Raw genomic sequence first — 22,988 nt, forward strand, 5'->3', positions numbered from 1 at the left:
CCCACTCGGTAGGCCGATAACGGCTAGTTGTGCGTACTGCGCGATGTGCGACTTGCACGGATAGCTGTTGCCGCCGGACTTACCCTTGCCTCAGAGTATGAACCTCCCTATTGATCATCAAATGCCCAATTTCAAGAGTACGCTGGGATTTGTCATGGCCCGGCGCACGCCGTGGACAGGGACCAGACGAGCGTATGGGCCTGAAACCGCAAGTCCACAAGCAACGCGGCTTCCCCGCCCTCCTCACTCTCCCCGTGCTAGCGGCCTTACCTCGGCGCGAGGTTGAGCGCGATGCCCACGTTTGCCTGCAGCCTCAACGAAGAGACGACTCCTCTGAACCACGTCTGGGAACACACCGTGGGCAGCGGCCACGCGGCACTCGCGCTGCGCGCGGATTGGCGGGCGCAGCTGGAGCGCTGCCGGCGTGAACTGGGCTTTCGCCACGTACGTTTTCATGGCTTGCTTACGCACCCGATGGACATCGTGGTTCACCGCGACGACAAGGCGCTTTACTCCTTCTTCAACGCCGACCAGATCTTCGACTACCTGCTGTCTATCGGCATGAAGCCCTTCGTCGAGCTGAGCTTCATGCCGGACGCCCTGGCCTCGGGCACCAAGACGGCCTTCAGTTACAGGGCCAACGTGACCGCCCCGAAGGACCCGCGCCAATGGACGGCGCTGATCCGAAAGGCGATGCGCCACTGGATCGAGCGCTACGGTGCGGAGGAAGTCAGAAGCTGGTACTTCGAGGTCTGGAACGAGCCGAACCTGACCGTCTTCGGGACCGGTCTGCAGGAAGACTATTTCGCGCTCTATCGCCTCACCGTAGAGGCCATGAAGAGCGTCGACGGAGCCCTGCGAGTAGGGGGGCCGGCAACCGCCAACGGCGAGTGGGTCGCGGATTTCGTCGCCTTCACCCAGAAGCACGACCTGGCGGCCGATTTCATCACCACCCACCAGTACCCCACCGACGCCTTCGGCAGCCCGGGAGACGACACCGAGCACCAGTTGGCCAAGAGCACGCGCGGCTTCATGCGCGAGAGGGCGCTGGACGCTCGGCGCGAAGCGGCAGGACGCCCGCTTTACTACACCGAGTGGAGCACCTCGTCCAACCCGCGTGACAAGCTGCACGACGAGCCGTTCGCGGCGGCATTTGCGACCAATATCCTCATGAGCGTGGACGACACCGTGGACGGCTATAGCTGGTGGACCTTCTCGGACATCTTCGACGAGAACCAGATGCCCGGCACGGCCTTCGAGGGTGGCTTCGGTCTGCTGAGCATCCACGGCATCGCCAAGCCCGTGTACCGGGCGTTCGAGCTCTTGCACAAACTTGGGCACCGGCAGTTGGTGGTCGACGGCCGGCACGACACGGTGTCTGCTTGGGTCGTAATGAGCGACGACGGCACACGCGCCACCCTTCTCCTGACGAACCACGCCCTGCCGCTCCACTCCGTCCGCACCGAGACCGTTCGCTTCGAACTGCGCGATGCGCCGACGCCGCTTAGCGCGAGCATCGAGCGCGTGGACGACGAGCATGCCAACGCACCGGGTGCTTGGCGCCACATGGGACAGCCGAACGACCTCCATGCAGAGAAGCTCGAACAACTGCACGAAGCGTCGCGCTTGGTGGTGGAGAAGCTCGACTTCGACCACGCCGACGGCGTCACCGTCGTCGAACTGCAGTTGCCGCCGCACGGCGTGGCCGCGGTGACGTTGGAGCTCGGACCGAACGCGACATGACCGCGGCGACCAACGACGAGATGCTCCACGCGCTGCAACGCGCCGCCTTCAGCTACTTCACCCACGAGACGAACCCGGCCAACGGCTTGATCGCCGACCGGACCGAACCCGGTGGGCCGGCGAGCATCGCAGCCACCGGGCTGGGGTTGAGCAGTTACCCCGTGGCCGCCGAGCGCGGCTTCCTGACACGCGCCGAGGCCGCCGAGCGCACGTTGGTGACGTTGCGCTTCTTCGCCGCCAGCGAACAGTCACAGGCCGCCGACGCCACCGGCTGGCGTGGCTTCTACTACCACTTCCTCGACATTAACAGCGGCCGCCGCGTCTGGCGTTGCGAGCTATCGACGATCGACACGGCGTTGCTGATCGCCGGCATGCTCACCGCCGCGCAGTACTTCGGCGCCGATAACGCCGCGGAGGTGGAGATCCGCGAGCTTGCCACCATGCTTTACGAGCGCGTCGAGTGGGCTTGGATGCTGAACGGCGGCGCGACCATCTCCATGGGGTGGAAGCCACGTAGCGGCTTCCTCAACTGGCGGTGGCAGGGTTACAACGAGGCGCTGATCTTGTACCTGCTAGCGCTGGGCTCGCCGAGCCATCCGATCGAGCCCGGCAGCTACGACGCCTGGACCTCGACCTACCGTTGGAAGAAGGTCTACGGCCACGAGTTCCTCTACGCCGGGCCGCTGTTCATCCACCAACTGTCGCACCTGTGGATCGATTTCCGCGGCATCCGCGACGCGTTCATGCGCGACAAGCAGAGCGACTATTTCGAGAACAGCCGGCGAGCCACTTACGTCCAGCAGCAGTACGCGGTGCGCAACAGCCGTGGGCTACGCGGTTACGGGGAACACACGTGGGGAGTCACCGCCAGTGACGGGCCCGGGCCGGCGGAACGCAAGGTCGACGGCGTGAAGAGGCGCTTCTTCGACTACCGCGCCCGAGGCGTGCCCTACGGCCCCGACGACGGCACGTTGGCGCCCTGGGCCGTGGCTGCCAGCCTGCCCTTCGCCCCGGAGATCGTGTTGCCCACGTTGCAGGCGCTCACCCGTCACCCGCTACACCTCACCAGCCACTACGGCTTCAGGGCAACCGTCAACGAGACCTTCATCTCTCGAGACGGTAAGGGTTGGGTATCACCCTCGCACCTCGGGCTCAACCAGGGCCCGATAGTGATCATGATCGAGAACTACCTCAGCGGGCTGCCTTGGCGGTGGATGCGCGGCTGCCGGCCACTCGTGCTCGGACTGCGCCGTGCCGGCTTCAGCGGCGGCTGGCTAGGCGGGTAGCTCAGGCCTCGCGCAGCGAGACGGTGGTAGCCCGGGCCCCAAACATCGCCGATAGTTCGAGCCTTATGCATCTGGATCGCCCCACCACACGCACTACGTTCACTTGAGCCGCTCGGCAACGTGATCGCCCACGCGCAACGCGTTGGCGATGATCGTAAGGGCCGGGTTGACCGCGCCGATCGACGGAAAGAAGCTGGCGTCGGCAACATACAGGTTGTCCAGCTCGTGCGCCTTGCAGTCGAGGTCCAGCACCGAACTTCTCGCGTCGGTGCCGAAGCGCGCCGTTCCGGCCTGGTGCGCGGTGCCGCTAAGCGGGATGTTCTTGCCAAGGTACAGCGAGCGCTCGAGCAACACCCCGCCATGGCCTGAGCGGTTGAGCACGTCCTTGAGCTTACGCTTCAGGTGGGTCAGGGCCTGCGGGTTGCTGGCAACCAGATCCAGGTGCACTTTGCCGTTCTTGTAGTACACGCGGTTGTCCGGATGCGGTAGGTCCTCGGCCTGCAGCCAGAAGTCCATCGAGTGCCGGGCCATCGTCTCGAAGGGCATCTCGGGCAGCCATTCCAGCCATTCGGGCAGCGCTTCACCGCGGATCTGATCGGCGTGGCTCTTGGCGCACATCTGCACCAGGCCGAGCGGATACTGCCAGTCGTCGGCCCCGAAGTAGAAGTCGCTGAAGGCAAGCGTCTTCTGGAACACCGTGTCGTTCGGTTCCCTCATCACCGCCATCAGCACGCTCATGTTGTGACGCATGTAGTTGCGGCCGAGCTGCCCCGAGCCGTTGGCCAGGCCGTTCGGGTGAGCCTCGTTCGCCGAGCGCAGTAACAACAGCGCAGAGGAGAGCGCCCCACAGGCAACGACCACGATGTCGGCCGAGAAGACCTCGTCATGCCCCTCGTGCGTGACGTAGACCTTGTCTACGGCGCGGCCCGACGCGTTGGTGCCCAGGCGCGACACGTAGGCGTTGGTCAGCAACGTCACGTTCGGGTGCTGGGCGAGGGTCGGGTCTATCGAGATCACCTGCGCGTCGGCCTTGGCGTTGAGCGGGGAGGGGAAGCCGTCGAAGTAGGTGTTACGGATGGCGATGCTCGTCGGCGTCGTCTTGCCGTCTTTCTCGTCCAGCAGTATGCCTAGCGGCAGGTGGAACGGCTTCAACCCGATACCGCTCAGGTGCTCGGACAGTTCGGCGATCTTCGGCTCGTGACTCACCGGCGGATGCGGATACGGGCCGCTCGCCCAGGGCTCCAGCGGGTCGTCGCCGCGCAGGCCGTGGACCTGATAGAGCGTTTCGGCCTGGGTGTAGTACGGCTCGAACACGTCGTAGCCCAGCGGCCATGCCGGCGAAACGCCGCCGGCATGTTGCACCTCGCCGAAGTCGCGCTCCCGCAGCCTGAGCAACGCGGCGCCGTAGACCTTCGAGTTGCCGCCCACGTAGTAGTGCAGCGCCGGGCTGAAGGTGTCGCCTCGAGCGTTGGTCCAGGTCTCCTTCGCCTGGTAGATGGCGTCCACGAAGACCGCCTGCGCGTTCCAGTTCAGCTCGCTGCGCGGCAGATAGTCGCCACGCTCGAGGATGAGGATGCGTTTGCCCGTGGCCGCGACCCGCTGCGCCAGAGACGCGCCGCCCGAGCCGCTGCCGATGACTATGAGGTCGTAGTGGTTAGCCACCGGTCGAGAACCCCGGGAACAGCGACATGCCGCCGTCGACGAACAACGAAGTGCCGACGACATAGTCGGAAAGGTCGGACGCGAGCCACACGGCGGCCCGCCCGATGTCCTCGGGCTCCCCGATGCGCTTGTAAGGAACCAGCTTCATCAGGTCCGAATAGGCCTCTTCGGTTTGCCAGGCCTTGGTGTTGATGGCCGTACGGACGGCACCCGGAGCGATCGCGTTGACGCGGATGCGCAGCGGCGCCACTTCCTGGGCCAGCGACTTCATGAGCATCTGCACACCGCCCTTGGACGCGGCGTAGTCGGCATGCCCGGCCCAAGGGATCATCTCGTGCACCGAACTCATGTGGATGATCTTCCCGGCCGCGACCGACACCGTTTCGTCTACGCCACGGCGCATGAACTCTCGCACCGCGGCCCGGGCGCACAGGAACTGCCCCGTGAGGTTGACCGAGATGACCGTGTTCCATTGCTGCAGGGTCATCTCGTGAAACGGCGCGTCGCGCTGCAAGCCGGCATTGCAGACCACGATGTGTAGGGTGCCGAACTCGGCCACCGCCTGTGCGAACATCGCCGTGACCTCGTCCTCATGACTGACGTCGGCGTGAATCGCCAGAGCGCGCCTCCCGCTCGAGCGGATCTCGGCCACCACGGCCTGGGCGCTCGGCTCATCGGTGACGTAGTTGACCACTACGTCGGCCCCGGCTTGCGCCAAGGCCAAGGCCACGGCACGGCCGATGCCGGAGTTGGCACCCGTGACCAACGCGCTCTGGCCGCGCAATACGAGCGGTAAGGAAACGCCTGGTAGTGGCGGACCGGCCTGGGGTGTCACCGGATCGGTGGGAGAGGGGCCTGTGGCCGATACTTGCCCCGCTGCTTCGTGGCCCCTTTGGGCACTAAGCGCCGCCGCTTCTCCACCTCGGTGGTGGCCATGCGCGGGGTCAGAGGCGTTGTCGTGGGATCGATACGACTTCGAGGGCACTGTCATGAAGACGCCTACCTCCTGGGTGCCAAACCCAGAAAAACCGCCGTAGGCCTACTTCAAGCGCGGGAACCTGGATCAGGTACGCCTCGTCATTTAAGCGCGCACGCCATCGCTCGTCAGTGCCGCTGCGCACGCCCAGCGTTGTTGGCTGGGAGGGGGGCCGTGCAGCGGCAGTGCCGGGGTTGGTACGTAGCGACCGTGTGTGACCAGGGCCTAGCAGCCGCCGCGCCGGGCTCGCCGTTTCGTAGCCGCCGCGCCGGGCTCGCTGCTTCGCAGTCGCCGCGCCTTCAACCAGACCTGAACGCCGACCGGAACTCGTTCATCACCCGCCGCTGCCGCTCGATGTAGCGCCACACCCACGCCACCAGCCCTAATGCCGCGGCGAGGAACAGCAGGGGCAGCATCAGGCCGAGCGGCTCCAGCAGCAGCGCGAAGACCATCAGGAGTCCCGCGAACAGGTGCGTTAGCGCCGTGTGGCCGTTGCTGGGCGCCAGGTCGACGGCGCTGGCGTCGTGGTAGCGCTGCGCGTAACGCGCCGCCTGCACCGCGAACGGCAGCGAGAGGAACGTGACGTAGACGGCGAATGGCGCCAAGCCCAGCAGCGGTAGGACCGCCACCAAGGCGTACGCGAGCGCGAAAACCACCAGCAGCACGTTTTTGGCGCGGCGCGTGCCGAGGCGCACCACCAGGGTCCGCTTGCGCGTCTTGGAGTCGGACTCGGCGTCGCCGAACGAGTTGATGAGCAGGACGTTCGTGACCAGCAGCGCCACGGGCAAAGACAGGAGCAGCGCCTGCCAGGAGTAGGCGCCGGTTTGCACGAAGTACGTTCCGAGCGTGATCCCCACCCCGTAAGTGGTGGCGATGAGCGCCTCCCCGACGCCCGGTGCCAGGTTGATGAACGAGAACCTACCCTCGGCCGCGGTGTAGAAGACGCCCGCTGCCAAGCCGTACAGGATCAACGGCAGCAGTCCCCAGCCGCTCACCACCAGCAGGTAGACGCCGATGACGGCAGCCACCAGGCTCAGGGCCAGCCCCCAGAAGCCCATCTCGGCGCGCGACACCAGCCCTAGCTGGATGACGCGGGAGCCGCCGCTGAACGGCCTGAGCGCCGCGCGGTTCTCGCCGTCGCGCTCGGCGTCCTTCCAGTCGTTGATCATGTTGGTTCCGACCTGCACGAGTAAGGCGGCGATCAGGGTGAGGGCGAACAGTCCTAAGTCGAGAGCGCCCATGGCGGATAGGGCCAGCGCCCCGCCCAGCAGCACCGACACGAGCGACGCCGTCAACGACAGCGGCCTGATAGCCGTACGGTACGCCCGGGCCTTCGCCAACAGGTCGTCCCAGGCGCTGGAGCGCTCCTGATTCTCGCGGAACTCGAAAACCGTAGGCGGCTGCCCCTGCAGGATCTCGGGGACGAAGCGGTACTTCACGCTATGAGGCCTCACCCGGATGAACTCCAAGCGGTCGAGGGCGCCCTGCCGCTCCATCTGCGCCACGATCGGCGAGCGATGGCGCAACAGCTCCACCGCCCGCTCGCGCCCAGCGTCGGCGACGATCTCGGCGCGGCCGATGACCTCACACTCCTCCATCTCCATGAAGGTCGCGCCCTGATGGATGAGCAGGGCCGTCTGCGGCACGTTGAGCCACTGGGTGATCTTGGGGTCACCCTTCATGCTCGTCAGGTAGATGTTGAAAGCTTCGTCTGCCGCGAAGTGCATCATGCGCAGCCTCGGCGCCCCAAGGTTGGACGTGCCGACCGCCCCAACCTCGGCCCGGGCCAGGTACGCGAGCACCTCGTCCTTCGAACGGTTCGCCATGCCTACAAGCCTAAGCTAGCTCCCGGATCGCTTTCGCTCCACAGCATGCATAGCGGCGAACCGCTTGGCGGCGCTCCGGTTCAGGTCTCCAGGCTGGGCGGGTGCTCCGGTGTGAACCCGCTATCGGTCAGCAGTTGGTCGACTTCTCTTCTCTGGCTTGGGGTGAGTTCCCAGTCGGCGGCGCGCACGTTGCGCTCGACCTGCGCCGGCGTCATGGCGCCGGCGATCACGCTGGGGATGGCGGGGTCGGCGAGGAGCCAGGCGAACGCCAGGTCGAGGAGCTCACGGCCGTGGCTTTCCGCGTAGCCGGCGAGCCTCTCCACGGCGCCCAGCACGTCCTCCGTCAGCTTGGGCTGCCACACTGCGTTGCCGGTAACACGGGTGCCGGCGGGCAGGGGCCGGCCCTTGCGGTACTTGCCGGTGAGGATGCCGCTGAACAGCGGGTAGTACGGCACGAACGCGATGCCGAGGCGGCGGCTGGTGGGCAAGACGTCCCTCTCCGCTTCGCGCCTGAGCAGGTTGTACATGTTCTGCACGCTCACGAAGCGGGGCAGGTTCTGCTCGCTCGCTACGCTGTTCGCTTCGCGCAGTTGCGCGGCGCTGAAGTTCGAGCAGCCGACCTCGCGCACCTTGCCGGCGTCGATCTGCTCCCGCAGGGCGCCGAGGGTGTCGGCGATCGGCACGTTCTCGTCGGGGTAATGGAGCTGGTACAGGTCGACGTAGTCGGTTCGCAGGCGCCTCAGGCTCGCGTCCAAGGACTTCCTGACGTAATCGGGGTGCGCGCCACCCTCCAGGCCGGCGTGCTCGTTGGCGACGCCGAACTTGGTGGTGAGGATCACCTTGTCACGCTTGCTCCTGAGGGCTTCACCAATGAACTCCTCGCTCTTCGTTGCGCCGTAAGCGTCGGCGGTGTCGATGAAGGTGGCTCCCGCGTCGATGGCGGCGCTCACGACGTCGCGAGCCCCGGCGAGGTCCAGGCGGCCACCGAAGTTGTCGGTGCCGAGCCCGACCACGGGGACGGTGAGGGAGCCAATGGTCCGCGTTCGCATGCCGCGAGTCTAGCGCGCAGGTTGCGCCGAGTTCATGCCTGCGGGACCGCGCGGATGAATGACCATGCTGCCCCAACTGCCAATCTGGCAAAATGAACGACCAGACTGGCAGAAAGGAGCTCGACGTGGCTACCTGGGTCCCCGCAGCACCCAAAGCGCCTGATGGCTCTTCGAGCTTCGTTCACACGGCAGTATTCGGACAGGAGTTGGGCTCCGAAGCCGCCTTCGAGTTGATCGACGCTGGACTGGAGAGGAGGATTCTGGACAACTTCCTGAAACTGTTCCCACAAGCGGATGACGCGGTGGGCCGGGTCTTGAGTTTGAGCGAACGCTCGCTGGCGCGGCGGCGCGGCCACGGCAGGCTCACGCCTACCGAGAGCGACCGCCTTTACCGTCTGATCGAGTTGTTCGATCAAGCCAGCAGCGTGGCGCTGAGGGTTCCGAGTGCTGTGATGCGCGGCCAGAGGAACGTTCTCCTCGATCCGGAACACCCCGGGTGGCGCAGAGTGAGCATCTCGGATCCCGAGCCGTTCTTGTTCGACTCACGCCTGCTTGGTTGAGGCCCCGCAGCCTGGCTAGACGGCCATGTGTCGTTCGCCCGGCGCCGGGAGATTAAGTCAAATTTTGTGCGTCGTCACTAGCCTGGAGGCATGAACCTTCAACGGCACGGACTCCCACGCCTTCTGCTCCTCGTGTTCCTTATCCTCTCTCTCGCCGCTTGCGGTTCGGCACCGACCCCGCCAGGCGGCGGTGGTCCCAAGCCCAAACCGACCGACCCGATTCCCAACCCACCTGAAACGTCAACCCTGAGCATCGAAGGCCTGACGCTCACGCCGAGCCTCGCGCCGGAGGGCGGCTCCGTGTTGGTGGCGTTCACGGTTCACAACCGTGGCGCCGACGCGGTCCCGGCTTCCACCACCGTCCTTCGCCTCAACGGCAGCGCGCGCGAGGTCCGGACCGGGGACGCCGTCCTCGCGGAGTTGGCAACCCCACAACTGCAGCCGGGAGATGCGAAGGCGTTCAGCGAGATGGTCGCGCTGGGCGGCACGCCCTTGGGCGCTTACTTCTTGTGGGTGCTGGCGGGGGCCGAGGACGACACGGCGCACGCGGCCGCGCCGCTCGGCGTGGCGCTACCCGCCTGCGAAGCTCCGCAAGTGGTGGTCGACATACCGGACGCTTCTCTTCGCCAGTACCTTACCGAGGCCCTCACGGTCAGTGGCGAGCTCAGGTGCGGCGCCATGCACGACCTGCTCACCTTCGAGTTCGGCGGCTTCGGCAAGCCGAAGGTCGGTTCGCTGGTGGGCATGCAGCACGCCGCTAACCTGACGGAGCTGATCATGCAAGGCCAGACGGAGTTGGAGGACTTGACGCCTTTGCAGGGCCTGACGGGGCTCACGTCCCTTACCGCAAGCAACCTAGCGGTGAAGGACGTGGCGCCACTCAGCCAGCTGCGTAACCTGAGCCGCCTCGACCTCTCGTGGAACTACGAGATCGAGGACCTGGCGCCGCTCAAGTACCTCACCGGCCTGACGGAGCTAGACCTCTACTACTCGCTGACCGCGGGTAAGGGCATTGGTGAGATCGTGCCGCTCCTCACTCAACTGACGGACCTCAATATCGGCTGGTCGAACCTCACGGACATCGAGATGATCCGCGGCATGACGGGCCTCACGAAACTGAACGTGGGCTGGAACTCGCTGGCGAGCATCGAGCCCCTAGCGGGCCTCACGAACCTGACCGAGTTGAACGTCGGCAAGTCCGGCACTACGGACCTGTCGGCGCTCAGCGGGCTGGTGAACCTGACCACCTTGGGAGTCCGGTTGAACAGCGTCACCAGCCTCTCCCCCTTGGCGGCCATGACGGACCTGAGGAAGCTCGACGCCGGCAGTAACGAGGTGAACAGCCTCGCCGGCCTCGAGGGCCTGACGAGGCTCGAGGAGCTCAACCTCAGCTCCAACGACGGCATCGCCGACATTACGGCCCTGGCGGGCCTCACTGCCATGACCGACCTCGACCTGAGCGGGAACGCGGTCGAGGACATCGGAACCCTGCAGCACCTCACCGGACTCAAGACCCTCGAGTTGTCCGACAACCGGATCAGCGACATTGGGGTGCTCACGGGGCTGGCCGCCCTCGAAGAAGTCGACCTGAGCGAGAACTGCCTGGACGAGACGCCGGGCTCCGCCGCCAGCCAGGTCATCACCGAGCTGAAGAACCGAGGCGTGACGGTCTGGGCGAGTTTCCAGGGCGACGGGTGTGATTGAACGGTCGCGATGCACCGGATGTGTTTGAGCGCTTGCGATCGAACGGGTGTGATTGCACGGTCGTGATCGAGCGGCGCTAATCGAACCTACCCCGGCTACGGCTATAGTCGGGGTAGGTTCACGATGCTCAGTTTTCGCCCACAGGCAAGCGGCGGCTACCTAAGACGCGGCAGACTCCTCGGAATGTTGCCCGATGAGCCCGGTTTCGTCGTGTGGCTCGAGGCGCCGTATGGGTACGGCAAGACCATCCTCGCGAGCCAGTGGGCCGATCTTCTCGAGGGCGAGGGTTGGCGCGTCGTCTGGACGGCGCTTGGCGGGCGAGAGGCCAGAGCACCCATCGCCAAAGAGCTGGGCCTTCCGGAAGGCGCACCTTGGGGCGCGCTGTTGGACGCCCTCTGGCAGCAGCGGACATTGCTCGTCATCGAGGACCTCGAGACGGTCGAGGATCACGAGGCACTGGCGCCGCTCCTCAGGGACGTGCGTGGCTTGCTCCTGCTGGCGAGCCGCACGCGCATCGACTGTTCGGAGCTGCCCCGGCTGGTGACCCGGCGGCGGTTGATCCACCTGAGCAGTGCCGAGCTAGGGTTCAGCGAAGCGGAAGCGAGACAGCTGTCCGGCAACGACGAGCGGGCGTCCGACGTGTGGAGGCGGACGCACGGTTGGCCCTTGCCGCTGCATTTCGCCCTGCTCGCCGGGGATATGCCGGAGAGCAGCAGTCTTCTCGACGGGATGCGCGCGAGCCTGGACGATGCCGAATGGGAAGAAGCCCTGCTGCTGGCCACGGTTGTGCAGCTGCCGCGGGCCGGGGCGACCCCGGCCACGGAGCGGCTCGCACGCGGCGGCTTCGCCCAGCGCACGGAGGGCGGTTTCCGGCTTCACCCATTGGTCGGTGAGGCCCTGCTGCACGCCAACAAGGAAGCGGCGGGCGCGGTGCTCAGGCGAGAGGCGCTGAGGCTGCCGGTGGTGGAGCGCGCCGAGGCCTTCGAACGGAGCGGGCTTCTTGGCGACCTGGAAGCGACCCTCGAGGCCGTGACCACGCAACTGTGGCGCCTGGCGCCCGAAGGCGTGCTCCGCTGGGACGCGCTGCTTACCACCCCTGCGTCGGCACGCCGCCACGTCATGGTGGGCGCCGCGCTCAAGGCGTTGGGCCGGCACCACGAGAGTGCGGCGCGGCTGGAAGCGGCGCTGGCCGCCGGCACGCTCTCACCGGACGAGCAGGTGATGGCGCTAGGGGAGCTCTGCTGGGCTCAGGCCTTCACCGACCCCGCGGCAGCCGCCAGAACCGTCGAGGAGGCCGAGCCGCTTCTCGACGAGGTGAGCCCGGAGCGCGCCGGGCGCTTCCTGGCGAACGCCTTCTTCGTCGACATCAGCCGGCAGCGCTTCGATGACGCGCTGGCCAAGCTCGAGCGCGCCATGCAGCTCTTCCCGGCCGACAGCCCGTACCGGTTGGGAGCTCAGATAAACCACGCCTTGGGTCGCTGGGACAAGCATGGTGACGTTGAAACGCGCCTCCGGGTGCAAGCCGAGACGCTGCCCGAGGTGTGGCGCCTCTACCCCAGTGACGCCCCGGGCCAGTGCCGCGATCTGGGCATGCTGCACGGTTGGCTCGGCAACACCTCGACAGCACGCGCCTACTTCGAGGAGGCGTTGCGCGGAGCCCGTTCCAACCCCCTGGTCGGCTTGGAGGTAGAGGCGGCGCTGGCTGCCATGGACGCTGACCCCGAGCCGTTCCATCAGCTGCTGAGCAAGGCCGAGGAGTGGGGCGACCCCTACACGCAGGAGATAATCACCATGCACGGCGTGAAGACGCTGTCTCACGACCGGGTGGCGGCAGAGAACTTCTACGCGCGCAGCGCCGCGCAGGGCGGTCTGGCCGCCGCCTCATACGCCGAGCTGCTGGTGGCGCACGGCGAGACCGCCACCGCCCTCCGGCTGGTGTCTGAGAACCTGGAGGAATACACCGACAGGGCGCGCCGACTCTACCTGAAGGCAGCGCGCTATCGCCTCACGCGCGATCCCGAGCACTTGTCGGCCCTTCTCGATCACACCACTGCCGGGCCGCGGTTGTTGCCGGGGCTCGTGCCGCTGGCCGAACTCCCGCGCGACCGGCCCGAGCTGTCGCTCGGCTACCCGCTCGAGGTCGTGATGGCCTCCGACTGGAAAGAGGCCCGCGAACTCCGGGCCGGCGAGCTACCCGACCTGGAGCTGCTGCTCCTGGGCCGACTGACGGTGCGCCTCCTCGGGGAGGAAGTGCGCCTACCCGAGCGGCAACAGCAGATACTCACGCTGTTCGCGCTGGGGCTGAACCGGGAGGAGGTGGCGGAGGCCATGTGGCCTGAGAGCAGCTCCACCAAGCAGCGCAACAACCTGGGGGTGCAGATGAGCCTGCTGCGCAAGCAGGTCGAGCCGTGGGGCGTCAGGACGTACGTTTTCGAGAACGGCCTCAAGAGGGTGACCGCCGACGTCACCCGACTCAAGAACGCCATCGCGGCGCGGGACGCGGTGGCGGTGCTCGAACTGTACCTGGAGCCGCTGGCGCCGGGCATGGGGCTGGACGCGGTGCTCCTCGTGCGCGAGCAGTTGCGCGAGGAGGTCGTCGGTCTGCTGGAGGGAGCAGCCGCCGAAGCCGACGGAGAACGGGCGGAGGCGTACCTGGCGCGCATCCTGGAGCTCGAACCGTTACACGAGCGCGCCCTGCAGGGCTTGCTTGGGCACCTGCTGCAGCGGGGAAGGCGGCGCGACGCGCATAAGCGGTACCGTTCGTTCGCTCGGCTGCTGGAGGAGGAGATGGGCCTCGAACCGTTGCCGGAGACTAGGGAGTTGCTGCGAGAGCCCGGTACCGCCTGACTCCGGCCCGCCCTCACCAACCTTCTTCGAGTTCCGTTTCGAAGCCGGCCGCGTCTATCGCCGTCCAACCCCCACTTATGGGGTTGTAGACGAGTTCCTCGCCGCCAGGCCCGTAGAGCTGGGAGTTCGGATCGCCGACCAGCGGCAGGTCGTAGGAACCGCCGGTGTTGGGGTCGACGTAGCTTCCCTCGCCTCGGATGACCCCCTGGATGAAGCCCGAACTGTCGATGCCGCCGGTGCCGCCCACACTGCCCGCGCCGGTGGGGCCGCCAAGATAGGCGCCAGGGTTGCCGCCCAGGTAGGCGCCAGGGTTGCCGCCCAGGTAGGCGCCAGGGTTGCCGCCCCCGGCCACCGGCTGGCCACTCCCCGCCGGAACCGGCAGGACCGTCACCTGGGGCTGGAGACCGGATTCTTGGCGTACCCAATGGACCTGTACGACCCCAACGATCGGGTCCTGTTCGGCAAACAGTAGGTTGTTTTCATCGATGAAAACGATCCTGTTGAACCCGTCGGGTTCCGCCGCGACGTTGGCGATGCAGCTACCGAACAGGCAGAGCTGCGGCGAACGCTCGAGGACGTGGGTGACCACGACCCCATTGGACGCGGTGTACGTGCCGGCGCTCCAGGTCGCCACCTGCCCGTCGACGTACCAAGCTGACCTGAAGGAGTTATCCGGTGCATACGTGATGGCGCGCCAGGCCAGCTGACCGGGCCACAGTTGAGTCACCGCCAACCAGTTGCCGTGCAGTCTGCCCGCCGCTTCCTGTGGCGAGGCCCATGGTTCACCCTGGCCGCCAGGTGCTTGCTGCGGGCCCATTGCCGCGGCGGGGCCTTGGGCCTGGGTCTGGTTCCGGTACGCCGCGTACGCCTCGACCGATCCGGCCACCGGTTGACCGGCGCCGTCAAGGCCGTACAACCACACGTACAGGGCGTTGTTGTCCGACTGGAGTTGCAGGGTGATGCCGGCAAGTTCTCCCTGCAGCCAGAACGAGGCGGTAGCAGTTGCACCGTCTTGGTTGGTGAAGTTCAGCGGCATGCCCTGGATGTCGCCGCTCAATTGCCCGAGGTTCTGCTGCAGCGTTATGACGAAGCCGTTCTGTGGCTCCAGGTAACTGCCGCTGAGGTCGACCTGTCCCTGGGCTCCGGCCACGCCCGTCACGAGTAGCAGTGTCAAGAGGAGTGTGAGTAAGTGTCCGCGCGCTTGCATGGTCTGCCTCCAGGCTCGATGGTGCCAGGCGGCAGGCTAATTTCCACTTAATCGCCCCTGCGACCCCTTTAAGCCGGATTTAAGCCTGCCCGACTAGCATGCGTGCAACTCGAGGGAGGCTTGTCATGATCAGGCAAAACGGGGTCGCTCGGTTCCTCAGTTGTTCTCTCACGCTCCTAGTGCTTTCGCAAGCGGGCGCGCAGCTACCATTTGCCCCACAGGCGCAGCCGGTCATGCAACCAAGCCCGCTCGCCGGCTACTGGCAGGTCGTGACGCCAGCCCCAGGAGGCAATCCGGCGTTGACCGCCACCACCATGAACGAGATCGACGCAACCGGGAGGTTCCGGCAGACCTACTATTTCGGCAATCAGGTCGCGGGCTTCGCGGAAGGGTACCTGACGATACTGGCGGACTGGGGGCTCACGCAGGTGATCACGAACTGGTCTCCGCAATACTGCACTCCGCGGGGCTGCGTGCCGCTCAACCCCGCTACCCAGGTATCGGGACGCTTGGTCTTCTTAGGGCCGACGATGTTCGTGGCGGTGGTGCAAGACCCGGCCACGGGACAAGCCGCCACCTCCTCTTGGCAGCGAGCGTCCTCGCCCATACCCGTCGCGGCCGGCCCCGCCGCACCGTTCCCGCAGGCCGGCTATTCCGGTGCGGGCAGCGGCTACCCCGGCTACTACGGCGCCGGCACGTACAGCACCGGCATGTACGGCACCGGGACCACCGGCAGTGGCGCTAACGGAGGGGGCTACACGGGCAGTTCTGAAGCCGGCTCCACCGGAGGCTACGATTACACGTCCGCGCTCATAGACGCCTTGGCCGGCGAACGCTCCTACACCGATGAGTACGGGAGCAGCTACTACTTGCCTAACCTTCCCGATCCGAACACCAGCTACTACTCGCCGGAAGGCAACCCGCTCACCTTCGACGAGTACAACTGGACTTGGACGGAAACGGACTCCTCGGGGTGGGAAACGCAGCTCGAGCCCGACGGTTACGGTGAGTGATAGGCGGCCTACCGTTCCTTTTTGAGCTCTCGGGACCAACTCATCGCCTGAACGGGTCTGGCGAACCCCGTTCAGGCGGATTGTTGGAGCCGTTCGTACTATGGAGCGAGGAGCAAAGCAGTGTCTGGCCGGCGCCGGGCCCCTGCACACTGGCGCCGACCAAGCTCCACAAACGTCACAGGACCGCGGGTGCTCGAGTATGCGCGTGAGCCCGGGCCTCAGCGACTACCTGACGACCTCGTAGGTGAGGGCGACGGAGTGGAGGATGACGTCGTCCGAGTAAGTATCTGCGCCGGTCGAGTCGCGCTGCAGTGAGACGATCCAGAGTTCGCCGTCGAATACGCTTGCGGGGATCGTGAACGTCTGCTTCGCGAAGACGCGATATCCCGCCGCCGCCGCTGCCGGCGCGTCCATGCTGGTGGCGTCTATCAGGGCGTCACCAGGTTCGTAGGAGCGAGGGCGGATGAAGAACGCGATGTTGCCGCCGGCCGACGTCGTGGGCGAGAAGTACAGGTCGAGCTGTACGGAGGCGGTATCGTCCCAGTCGAGCGGTCGCTGGATTGCCAGGAATGCGGGACCGGCAAATGAGTGCTGCCAACTGAGGCCTAGCGGAACAGCAGTGATGACGGTCGAAGTAGGGTCGAAGTTCAGGGCATTCGCAGGGAACGATACGCTCCTCGTTCCGTCCACGGCCGCTCTGAGGGCCTCGAAGTTAGCGTTGACGTCGGCCGCTCGGATCACCTCGCCCGCGGTGAAGGTCTCAAGGTCGACCGCGTATGCGAAGAGCGCGCCGAAGGCGATGGCGAAGGTGACGATGGCGTAGACGAGGGTCTTCTTCATGACTGCTCCTATGAGGTGGCTCATTGCCAATTCGCCAGGTCCCACTTGGCGTTGTCCCAAGTGGCAGCGGACCCTGCGGGAGGGGGTGGGGTGCCGCACGCCGCGAGCAGCAGCGCTAGCGCGAATATCAGAACCACGACGCCGGTTCTTCGACGCTTCATGATGACCTCCTCTAATTGTGCCTCCTTGCACGTTATTGGTTGAGGTACGTGGGAGGTGGGCTGATAATTCACAACGGCGGCCGCCGTAGCACCCGTGGTGACTAGGAAGCGGCCGACGCAGTGTCGTCCGATCGACGTCGCCCCGACGTCCCTAACCCAGCGTTCCGGTCAAGCCGGCCAGGCGCCGGTACACGGCCGTCTGCCCAACGTGATAAGTATCGTGCCACGCGAGAAACTCGAGCCACTCGAGCCTGGAGAGCTCGTCTTGCCCGGAGGGTTCGGCCAACAACGCCTCGGTGGCCCCGCCTAGGGCGGCCTCCAGAAGTACCTGAGAGCGGCCGAGTTCCAGCAATAACTCGCTGGTCTCATCGACCTCGTGGCCCAACGGTACGCTGGACCCGCTCCGATACTTACGACCACGCTCCGAATCCCAGGTGGTCTCGGTGTCCAAGGCCTGCAACATGTTGTCGCGCGTCGCCACGATGTGGCCGATCACCCAGTTGAGCGTGCTGCCACCTTGAGCCACGGAAAGAAGGCTGGCTTCCTGCGTTACTCCTGCGAGGTTCTTCTGGGTAACGTTCACGTTGCGGCGCAGCGTTTCCACGAGCCCTGCAATTCGGGAACTTCCAACTCTCGTCATTCGTTCCTCCCTGGGTTCTTCGGATCGTAAGCCATCTGAGTCCCGCCTCAACGGTAGGCGGTATCCACTGCAACGGTTGCTCAGGCCGCCGCTCGAGCCGTCGCTCGGGCCATGCCCGAAGTACGATGTGTGAAGAGCGCCTGAAAGCCGAATGGGCGTTCTCTCGGCTGATTCTCAACTTGCCGCTCTTACGTGAGTAGATGGCCAGACCGGACGACGTGACCGCTGCTCTGTCAGGAGGGGTGCGAACAATGCCTACCAAGGTTGGCCAAGTCGCTCATGCCACCAAGGCCGCGCCGCCTTCGCGGGCGTCGTTGGCCGAGAGGATCCTGACGATTCCGGTTCGTCACGAAGATCTAATGCGGCCGGTCGAATTGGTCGACGCGGTGCGGCGGGATCTGGCGCTCGAGCTCGGCGCCGGAGTTGACGTCACATGGCTGGACCCGGATCAGGTCTTGGTGAGAACCGCGGGTGCGGATGGCGCCGGTCAGGAACGGGCCGATGGCACGCCCGAGGCCACGCCCGAATCCACGAGCCCGGCAACAAGCTTCGAACTGCGCAAACGCGGCGTTGCCGTGGCCTACCTATCGATAGTGCGCCCCGAGCCGCTCTCTGACGAGGAGCTCCGGCTCGTGGGCTTCCTCGCGAGGGACGTCAGCCACTGGTTGACGGAGGCGTCCAAGCGGATCGAGACCCGTTTGGTGACCGCACTGAGCACCACCCTGCCAACCTGTGAGAGCCTCGACGAGGCCGCGCGTGTATCGGTGTTCACCATCGTCGAGCGCCTGGGGGCCGAGGCCGGCATGCTGTTGATCAGGGGCGAGTCGGGGTTCAGGTCCCTGGCGGAGATGGGCACCTGGAGCGACGATGACGCCAGCAGGCGTGAACGCTTCGAGATCGCAGAGGCGTGCGCCCATACCTACGGCCCCCGCGTTCACGCTGGAAGCATCGTCGCGGCTCCGGTGGGGAGCATCATGCCCGCCCGGTACGTACTGCTGCTCAAGGTGATACTTCCAGACCCACGCCAAGCGACCGGGTTCCCTACCCTCATGCAGGCGGCCCGGGTACTAGAGCCGCACCTAAGCGCCAGGTGGCGCGCGTTGGTGTTGGGCGAGTTGCTGCAACTGGGCCAGGCATCACTCGGCGCCTCGACCGAGAGCATGTACGCCGAAGCGCTCGAAACGGCGGCGCGGCTGGTGCCTGGCGCGGACAGCGGCTTTCTACTGGTGCGCCACGACGCGCAAGAGCCGTTCGTGTTCAACGCGGTTCATGGGAACGTGGCCGCCGAAGTGCTCGGGCGTTCCGTCACCAGTGAGCGGGCGTTCACCTGGTACGGCTCCGACGCCAACGGTTGGCAGAACGGCCACGCGAGGATAATGCGCCACGGTGACGCGGAAGTCGCCAGCCTGGCGGACTTGGATGAAGCCGACTCCGCAGGAAGCCCCGAACCTGAGCCCGGGTTGGAAGGTGAGTCCCTCACCCGGCGTGCCCAGGCCGGGCTGTCCCTTCCCGTGGTTTTCGACGCCAGCGTACTGGCGCTGCTGTGCCTCGAGAATCAGACTGAGCCCGACGCGTTCGGCCGCGACTCGCGCGAGATAGCCGAGATGTTCGGCTCGCCCCTCGCCGGCCTGTTGCAACGCCAACGCACGCATGACCTCCTGATGCATGCCGCCGTAACCGACAGCCTGACCGGCCTGTCCAACCGCCGAGCGTTCGATGAGATACTCCAACGCGAACTCGCCCGCACCGAGCGTAGCGGGGCCGCCCTCAGCGTCCTCCTGATGGACATGGCGAACTTCAAGGAGATAAATGACGTTTTCGGCCACGAGGCGGGCGACGAGGCGCTGGTGGCCGTGGCAGCCACCCTGCGCGCCAGTGTGCGCGACGGCGATTACCTGTTCCGCTGGGGCGGCGACGAGTTCGCCGCCATCCTCGTCGACGAGGCAGACCGCCTCACGGAGAACACGGCGGAGCGCCTGCGCGCGGCCGTGCCGGCCGTGGAGTTCCGCGACAGGAAACTACGGATCGACGTTGGTTGGGCCGAGGCACCGGTAGATGGTCGCGACGCGGTAACCCTTCTCCGGGTCGCGGACGAACGCATGTACGAGAACAAGCGAAGCCGCTGACGCACCGCGACCCGCTCGGAGTAGGAGTACGGGCGGGCAGACGGCAGAGAGTAGGCAGCGAATAGGCGAAATGTGACCGTGGTCACGGCCCGTCGAGTGTCCGGAGCACAAGCATCTAATCTAAGAGACCCACCGCGAATCTATCCGGAAGGTAGCTATCCGCCGTCCGGTAGAGAGTAGTGATGATCGCATGGCCGGTGCACGGGCGGGTTGGTTCCACTCGTCTCACTATGCCGGCAGGGCTGATGAGAAGGGGGGCGCGTCCCTTGCGCTAGCGTGGCGTGGGCCCATCGACTGTTCCTGCAAACAATCTGTTCAGGGTTGGTGGAGAGGCGAGCCACGGTCCACCGCGGCAACATGGTCTTTGCTCGTGAACACAGGAGGAACCGATGCGAACCACTCGCTTGCCCGGGTTAACGGGAGCGCTGGTGGCTCTGACCGCAGTGGCGCTGGTGCTGGCCGCTTGCTCGAGCCCGCAGAGCCCGCAGGTCACGCCCAGCAACAATCCCATCGTGGAACTCGACGGCTTCAAGGCCGAGGTCGAGTTGTCGAAGGTCGACCCGGACGCTTTATCGCCGCAGAGCTTAGTGCGTACGACTTATTGTCCCGCTGACAGCAACGTGTCTTACAGGCAGGTCGTGGTGCCCATGCTCGGCTTGGACGTGGACGGCATCAGGCCTTACATCGATGTCTTCTGGATGCCGAAGAACTGGAACGGCAAGCTGTTGCTCTACGCCCACGGCTACGTCTCTCGCACCGCCGACTTCACCGCAGCGGACTTCATGAGCCTCGTTACCGGTGATGCCGGCCTCCTCGAGACCCGAGACCTCGCACTCTGTGAGGGCAACGCGATCGGCCTATCCAGCTATGCCGGGCAGGGATACGCCGTGCAGCAGGGTATTGCTGAGACGCACCTGTTGAACGCGGTGTTCCCGATCATCTTCTGGCGGCGTCCCAGCGAGACCTACGTTTTCGGCCACTCCATGGGCGGGCTGATCACGGTGGCGCTCGCCGAACTCTTCCCGCGGCGCTACAAGGGCGCCATGCCGATGTGCGGACCCGTGGGCGGGAGCCTGGCGGAGTTCAGCTACATCGGGAACTTGCGGTTGCTCTTCGACACCGCTTTCCCTGGCATTCTGAATGGTTCGGTCGACTCCTGGATGCCGCCCGACCCGGACTGGATAAGTCTGGTGATGGCTGCGGTCGGGGATCCCTTGTGGGCCTCCTCCTTCGCCGCTCTGGTGAACACATCACTGACCTTCGGCGGTTCGCCCGGGCTCGCGCTGCCTGCCGTGCAGACACCGGCCAACTACGGAACCAGCTTGGGACCCTCCGTAGACGCCGGCCTCGCCGTCAACGCGGTGCTGCACGCCCTTCGCTACTCGGTAGAGGGCGGCGGCGACGCCATCGCCCGTGGCGGTGGCTCGCCCTTCTCGAACGCCGGCGTGACGTACGGTCCACTTGCCGCCGGCCCCTACGTCGATCCGAGCGACGTGTTCGCGGCCGATCCTGCGGCAATCCTCTACTACACGCTCTTCTACCAGCCCAGCGGCAACCTCCGGGTGCCCACTCTCTCGCTGCACGGGTTCGTCGACCCCGATGTGCCGACAGTGCACGAAGTGCTTTACCGGGCCCTCGTGACGTCGAAGGGCGCAGGCGCCATGCTTCGGCAGTACCTGGTCCAGGGGTACATGCCAGACGATCTTCTGCTGATGGCGGGCGCTGACCCCAGCACCCTGCCCCCCATCGCGGCGCGCGCTGACATCCGCTACGGTCACTGCAACTTCCGGCCTGCGGACATGATCACCGCCCTCGACGCCCTCGTCACACGTGTTCACGACGGAACCTGGCCGGACCTGGAGCCAGCAGGCTTCACTCCGCTGCCCCCGCGTCCATAACGCCACCGTCCACTCGCCGCCCCGCCGCCTTCCACGCCGGCACTGGGGTCTAGACCAACGACCTGCTCACGGACTCGCCCATCCGGGTGATACGCGAGTAGGTCGTTGGCCTGCTGGTCCTGGCCTCATGACGGTTCTGCCATCGCCCGCCCCGCCAGCCACCCCGTAGTCCAGGCGCTCTGAAAGTTGAAGCCGCCGGTGATGCCGTCGATGTCGAGGATCTCCCCGGCAAAGTGCAGGCCGGGCGTCACGCGGCTCTCCATGGTGGCGAAGTCGACTTCCTTCAACCGCACGCCGCCGCAGGTCACGAACTCCTCCTTGAAGACCCCTTTGCCGCTTATCTCGTAGTGGCCGCCGTGCACCTCGCGCACCAGGGCCGCCACCAAAGTGTTCGAGGCGTCGCCCCAGCGCATGTGGTCGTCCGCTCCGGCGGCCGCCGCCAACCTTCGCCACAGCCGCTGGGGCAAGTCCAGCGGCCCCGCGGCGAGTACGGTGCGCCTGGCATCGGCCAGCCTCGCAGCGAGCAGCGCTTCCCGCACCTCGTGCTCGGTCGCGTCGGGCCACCAGTTCACCGTGAGGCCCAGCCGGTAGTCGTGGTCGTGCAAGAGCCGCGCACCCCAGGCCGATGCCTTCAGCACCGCCGGACCGGAGAGGCCCCAGTGGGTGATGAGTACGGGACCCTCGTGCGCCTCCTTCGCGCCGACCAAGCGCACCCGCCCGGCCTGAACCGAAACGCCCGCCAAGCCGCGCAAGCGTGGGTCGTCGAGCTTGAAGGTGAAGAGTGAGGGGACCGGTGGCTCTATTGTGTGCCCTAGTGCGGCCGCCCAGCGGTAGCCGGCGGGTGCGCCGCCGGTCGCGAGCAGGACGCGGTCGGCCGCCACCTTGCCGCCACTTTTCAGCCGTAGCACGAAACTTGCGCTGGCCCGGCGGGCGCCGGTCTGGTTGGCATCGGACGCCCCGACACCGACACCGTCAATCTCCCCTTGCGCCTCGACGTCGATCACGGCGGAACGGGTGCGGACTTCTACCCCGGCTGCGCGCGCCGCGCCCACCAAGCAGTCGATGACGGTTGCAGAATCGTCGGTGACGGGGAACATGCGGCCGTCGGCCTCGGTCTTGAGCGCCACCCCGCGCTCCTCGAACCAGGCGACCGTTTCGCGTGGGCCGAAGCGCGTGAAAGGACCAAGCATCGCCCTGTTGCCGCGCGGGTAGTTGCGGACGAGCAGAGCTGGGTCGGGCTGGTCGTGAGTGACGTTGCAGCGGCCGCCGCCGGATATCCGCACCTTCGCCAAGTGTGCGGCGCTGCTCTCGAGGATGGTGACGCTCGCGGCCCGGTTCGCCTCCTTGCACGTTATGGCCGCGAAGAAGCCGGCGGCGCCTCCGCCTACGATCACGACTCGTGGGCCAGTGTTCGTCACGCGCCCATGCTAACGGGAGAGCTGCGCGCCGG

Annotated in this window: 17 protein-coding genes; 8 read left to right on the forward strand and 9 right to left on the reverse strand. The window is 66.1% G+C overall.

What is annotated here, in order from left to right; all coding sequences use genetic code 11:
- Positions 1-291: 291 nt before the first annotated feature.
- Complete coding sequence (locus tag ROY82_00215; protein MDT3680885.1) at positions 292-1,743, forward strand: glycosyl hydrolase; 1,452 nt, start codon at positions 292-294, stop codon at positions 1,741-1,743.
- Positions 1,740-3,029 (forward strand): glucoamylase family protein, encoded by a 1,290-nt coding sequence (locus ROY82_00220; protein ID MDT3680886.1) that lies wholly within the window; start codon positions 1,740-1,742, stop codon positions 3,027-3,029. The genes ROY82_00215 and ROY82_00220 overlap by 4 nt, the downstream gene beginning before the upstream one ends.
- Before the next feature lie 99 nt (positions 3,030-3,128).
- On the opposite strand, the gene ROY82_00225 is transcribed toward ROY82_00220, so the two are convergent.
- From ROY82_00225 to ROY82_00240, 4 genes are all read right to left on the reverse strand, one after another.
- Complete coding sequence (locus ROY82_00225; GenBank protein ID MDT3680887.1) at positions 3,129-4,691, reverse strand: GMC family oxidoreductase; 1,563 nt, start codon at positions 4,689-4,691, stop codon at positions 3,129-3,131.
- A complete protein-coding gene (locus tag ROY82_00230) occupies positions 4,684-5,682 on the reverse strand; it encodes an SDR family oxidoreductase (GenBank protein ID MDT3680888.1) in 999 nt (332 codons plus the stop codon). Before ROY82_00230 ends, ROY82_00225 begins: the two co-directional genes overlap by 8 nt.
- A gap of 284 nt (positions 5,683-5,966) precedes the next feature.
- Positions 5,967-7,493: a prenyltransferase gene (locus ROY82_00235; GenBank protein ID MDT3680889.1), complete on the reverse strand. Its 1,527-nt coding sequence runs from the start codon at positions 7,491-7,493 to the stop codon at positions 5,967-5,969.
- 80 nt (positions 7,494-7,573) lie between these two features.
- The gene (locus ROY82_00240) at positions 7,574-8,542 is read right to left on the reverse strand and encodes an aldo/keto reductase (protein MDT3680890.1); all 969 of its coding nucleotides are present in this window, start codon (positions 8,540-8,542) and stop codon (positions 7,574-7,576) included.
- Between the two features lie 92 nt (positions 8,543-8,634).
- On the opposite strand from ROY82_00240, the gene ROY82_00245 reads away from it, so the two are divergent.
- The 3 genes from ROY82_00245 (at position 8,635) to ROY82_00255 (ending at position 13,653) form a co-directional block, all read left to right on the forward strand.
- Positions 8,635-9,102 carry an antitoxin Xre-like helix-turn-helix domain-containing protein gene (locus ROY82_00245; protein MDT3680891.1) on the forward strand — a complete coding sequence of 156 codons (468 nt, stop codon included), beginning with the start codon at positions 8,635-8,637 and terminating at the stop codon, positions 9,100-9,102.
- A gap of 90 nt (positions 9,103-9,192) precedes the next feature.
- Positions 9,193-10,806 (forward strand): leucine-rich repeat domain-containing protein, encoded by a 1,614-nt coding sequence (locus ROY82_00250; protein ID MDT3680892.1) that lies wholly within the window; start codon positions 9,193-9,195, stop codon positions 10,804-10,806.
- Positions 10,807-10,989: 183 nt separating this feature from the next.
- Positions 10,990-13,653, forward strand: coding sequence for a BTAD domain-containing putative transcriptional regulator (locus ROY82_00255; protein ID MDT3680893.1), 2,664 nt, complete (start codon positions 10,990-10,992; stop codon positions 13,651-13,653).
- A 13-nt stretch (positions 13,654-13,666) separates the two neighbouring features.
- On the opposite strand, the gene ROY82_00260 is transcribed toward ROY82_00255, so the two are convergent.
- On the reverse strand, positions 13,667-14,860 hold the full coding sequence (locus tag ROY82_00260) for a hypothetical protein (protein ID MDT3680894.1): 1,194 nt from the start codon (positions 14,858-14,860) through the stop codon (positions 13,667-13,669).
- Positions 14,861-14,985: 125 nt separating this feature from the next.
- Here ROY82_00260 and ROY82_00265 point away from each other — a divergent pair, with 125 nt between their 5' ends.
- Positions 14,986-15,873 (forward strand): hypothetical protein, encoded by an 888-nt coding sequence (locus ROY82_00265; protein MDT3680895.1) that lies wholly within the window; start codon positions 14,986-14,988, stop codon positions 15,871-15,873.
- 225 nt (positions 15,874-16,098) lie between these two features.
- On the opposite strand, the gene ROY82_00270 is transcribed toward ROY82_00265, so the two are convergent.
- The 3 genes from ROY82_00270 to ROY82_00280 all read right to left on the reverse strand — a co-directional run bounded on the left by ROY82_00270 (position 16,099) and on the right by ROY82_00280 (position 17,514).
- Positions 16,099-16,713, reverse strand: coding sequence for a hypothetical protein (locus ROY82_00270; GenBank protein MDT3680896.1), 615 nt, complete (start codon positions 16,711-16,713; stop codon positions 16,099-16,101).
- A 20-nt stretch (positions 16,714-16,733) separates the two neighbouring features.
- Complete coding sequence (locus ROY82_00275) at positions 16,734-16,874, reverse strand: hypothetical protein (GenBank protein ID MDT3680897.1); 141 nt, start codon at positions 16,872-16,874, stop codon at positions 16,734-16,736.
- A 151-nt stretch (positions 16,875-17,025) separates the two neighbouring features.
- The gene (locus ROY82_00280) at positions 17,026-17,514 is read right to left on the reverse strand and encodes a DinB family protein (GenBank protein MDT3680898.1); all 489 of its coding nucleotides are present in this window, start codon (positions 17,512-17,514) and stop codon (positions 17,026-17,028) included.
- A 251-nt stretch (positions 17,515-17,765) separates the two neighbouring features.
- On the opposite strand from ROY82_00280, the gene ROY82_00285 reads away from it, so the two are divergent.
- Both ROY82_00285 and ROY82_00290 read left to right on the forward strand, forming a co-directional pair.
- Entirely contained in the window at positions 17,766-19,640 is a 1,875-nt protein-coding gene (locus ROY82_00285) for a GGDEF domain-containing protein (protein MDT3680899.1), read from the forward strand.
- A gap of 389 nt (positions 19,641-20,029) precedes the next feature.
- Positions 20,030-21,538, forward strand: coding sequence for a hypothetical protein (locus tag ROY82_00290; GenBank protein MDT3680900.1), 1,509 nt, complete (start codon positions 20,030-20,032; stop codon positions 21,536-21,538).
- 125 nt (positions 21,539-21,663) lie between these two features.
- On the opposite strand, the gene ROY82_00295 is transcribed toward ROY82_00290, so the two are convergent.
- Entirely contained in the window at positions 21,664-22,956 is a 1,293-nt protein-coding gene (locus ROY82_00295) for an NAD(P)/FAD-dependent oxidoreductase (GenBank protein ID MDT3680901.1), read from the reverse strand.
- Positions 22,957-22,988 lie beyond the last annotated feature (32 nt).

This window comes from Truepera sp., from assembly GCA_032027045.1.
In the GTDB taxonomy this organism is placed as follows: domain Bacteria; phylum Deinococcota; class Deinococci; order Deinococcales; family Trueperaceae; genus JAAYYF01.